General features: G+C 34.8%; 4 protein-coding genes. All 4 read left to right on the top strand.

The window, feature by feature from the left end:
• A partial coding sequence (locus ACFVSH_RS25355; RefSeq protein WP_387708516.1) for a hypothetical protein occupies positions 1–253 on the top strand: 253 nt, incomplete at its 5' end.
• Between the two features lie 35 nt (positions 254–288).
• Positions 289–420, top strand: a complete 132-nt coding sequence (locus ACFVSH_RS25360; RefSeq protein WP_387594728.1) for a hypothetical protein — start codon at positions 289–291, stop codon at positions 418–420.
• Positions 413–1,768, top strand: coding sequence for an arsenic transporter (locus ACFVSH_RS25365; protein WP_387594731.1), 1,356 nt, complete (start codon positions 413–415; stop codon positions 1,766–1,768). The genes ACFVSH_RS25360 and ACFVSH_RS25365 overlap by 8 nt, the downstream gene beginning before the upstream one ends.
• 15 nt (positions 1,769–1,783) lie before the next feature.
• Positions 1,784–2,452 (top strand): DUF2642 domain-containing protein, encoded by a 669-nt coding sequence (locus ACFVSH_RS25370; protein ID WP_387594734.1) that lies wholly within the window; start codon positions 1,784–1,786, stop codon positions 2,450–2,452.
• The last annotated feature ends 70 nt before the right edge of the window (positions 2,453–2,522 follow it).

Consider the following 2,522-nt stretch of genomic DNA (forward strand, 5'->3'; position numbering starts at 1 on the left):
ACAAGGGGCAACCCAAGATAACTTGACTGAAGAATTTAGGAACTCAGGCCCTCAAGAAATGAACGAACAATCCTCAAAGAAAAATAATTTAAAAGAAAAAAGGAAACTGATAGATAAGAAATGTTACGAGTTAATAAAATCCACTGAAAAAATGTATACAGAAAGCGGAAATGAAAAAAACGATTATTGTTCATTGATGAAATTTGCTGAAAAAGTGCATGGAAAATTGAAGGCAAAACGGTTAAAGCCTTAGATACAATCCAAGGCTAATTGAAAGGAGGACATGGAATGATGATTTTGTTTTTTTCTGTAATTGGGGGAGTCTTCTATTCTTTTTTTGTAAAACCTCAAAATCAAACCACTCCTGATACCGTAAATATTACACCATCCAAAAGCAAGGCGGCGGAGGTAAATGCTTAGTTCACAAATTGTCTTGATGTCAATAATTTTTACTTTAACAATTATTCTCATGTTATGGAGACCATTTGGGATTAATGAAACGATACCTACTACAATAGGTGCCTTGACTGTATTAGTTGCAGGCATTGTTCCTTGGATGGATGTTTTAAATATATTTGATATTATCAGGGGCGCTTCGTTAACCATATTATCCACCATAATGATGTCTATTGTACTTGAGAGCATTGGTTTTTTTAGGTGGGTTGCTTTAAATATCATCATCCGGTCTAAGGGTTCAGGGGTTAGATTATTCGCCTATACTAATCTCCTATGCTTTTTCATGACAATGTTTTTCAATAACGATGGAAGTATCCTTATCACAACTCCTATTATTATTCACATTGTAACGTTACTAAAGATTAAACCTCACCAAAAAACCCCCTTTCTAATATCAGGAGCTTTAATTGCAACGGCAGCGAGTGCCCCAATAGCAGTAAGCAATATTTCCAATTTGATTGCACTAAAGATTGTAGGATTGAGCCTTAATAGTTATATCAAAATGATGTTTGTTCCTTCAATGATAGGGATTTTAACAATCGGGTTATTACTATATCTATACTTTAAGAAGGACCTTCCAGGGAAAATCCCCAGTGTACCAGTAAAATGGGATAAAACCTTTTCACGCTATGTGCAAACTCATCCACTCGATGTTAAACAACAATCCGAAGATAATGATTGGAAGTTGTTTAAAATGAGTTTTGCAATCGTCATTTTAACTCGGGCGAGCTTCTTCGCACTTACACCATTTGGGGTTCCCTTGGAATTGATCGGTTTGGTTGGAGCGTCCCTTTTGATATTACTGAGATGGTATAAAACCAAAACTGGTCTTAGCGATATTGTAAAGAAAACACCCTGGCATGTTCTTTTATTTGCTTTCAATATGTACGTGCTGGTATATGGTTTGAAGAATGTTGGCTTGAACGATTATATAGTCAGCAATTTAAAACCCTTAATTATGGACAGCCCATTCCACGCAACCATGATCATGGGCATATTATTAACTATCCTATCCAATTTTTTTAATAATCTTCCTGCAGTTATGATAGGGACTTTGTCGATAACAGAGATGGGATTGGATCCTCACCTTGTGCAAATTGCTTATCTTGCTAACGTGATCGGAAGCGATATAGGTGCTTTGTTGACGCCTGTTGGTACGCTGGCTACATTAATTTGGATATATATATTGAAGAAACACTCCATCAATATCTCATGGGGAAAGTATCTTAGAGTTACCTTTTTGATAATTCCTATAGGGTTAATTGTAAGTTTACTCTCACTGTATTTTTGGACCACTTGGTTATTAAAGTAGGAAGGAGAGGTTATTATGAATAAAATCTTACAAAAGATCAGAGGAGAAACAATTAAAATAGAAATTTCAGGAAGAAAATTCTTTTTCGGTACACTGGTTGATACTGGTATTGATGTAGTGGTTATCTTTAATGGGCAGGATTTTGTGTATCTTCCAATAATTCATATTCAAAATTGCAAAGTAAATACTACGGAAAACGAGGAGATTTCCCTTCCTGTAGACTCACCTGGAATTGAAGCTGAGGAAGAATTATCACTGCGAAAAATTCTTTTATCCGCGAAAGGGATGTTCACGGAAATATACGTAACTGGTAACCAGCCTTTACACGGTTATATAACAAGGGTGATGAATAATTACTTTGAATTCTATTCACCAGTTTATAAGACTATGTATATACCTTTATTTCATTTAAAGTGGATTATCCCATACACAGACAATCAAACTCCTTATGGTTTAAGTAACAAGGATCTTCCTGTACATCCTTCAAACATTTCATTGGCAAGAACCTTTGACGTACAAGTGGAAAAACTGATCGGTAGCTTAATTATTTTTAATATAGGAGAAAACTCCAATTTAATTGGACAAATTAATAAGTTTGAAGATAATTTTGTTGAACTTATTACGGCAAGAGAGGAACTTGTATATTTAAATCTTCATCATATTAAAACAGTTCACCTACCCTGAATTAAAGGCAGCAAATATGCTGCCTTTTAGATATTCCTTTTCTAAAGCGTAACAAGGTGAGAATACTTTA

The organism is Peribacillus sp. NPDC058002 (assembly GCF_042886655.1).
GTDB lineage: Bacteria > Bacillota > Bacilli > Bacillales > DSM-1321 > Peribacillus > Peribacillus aracenensis.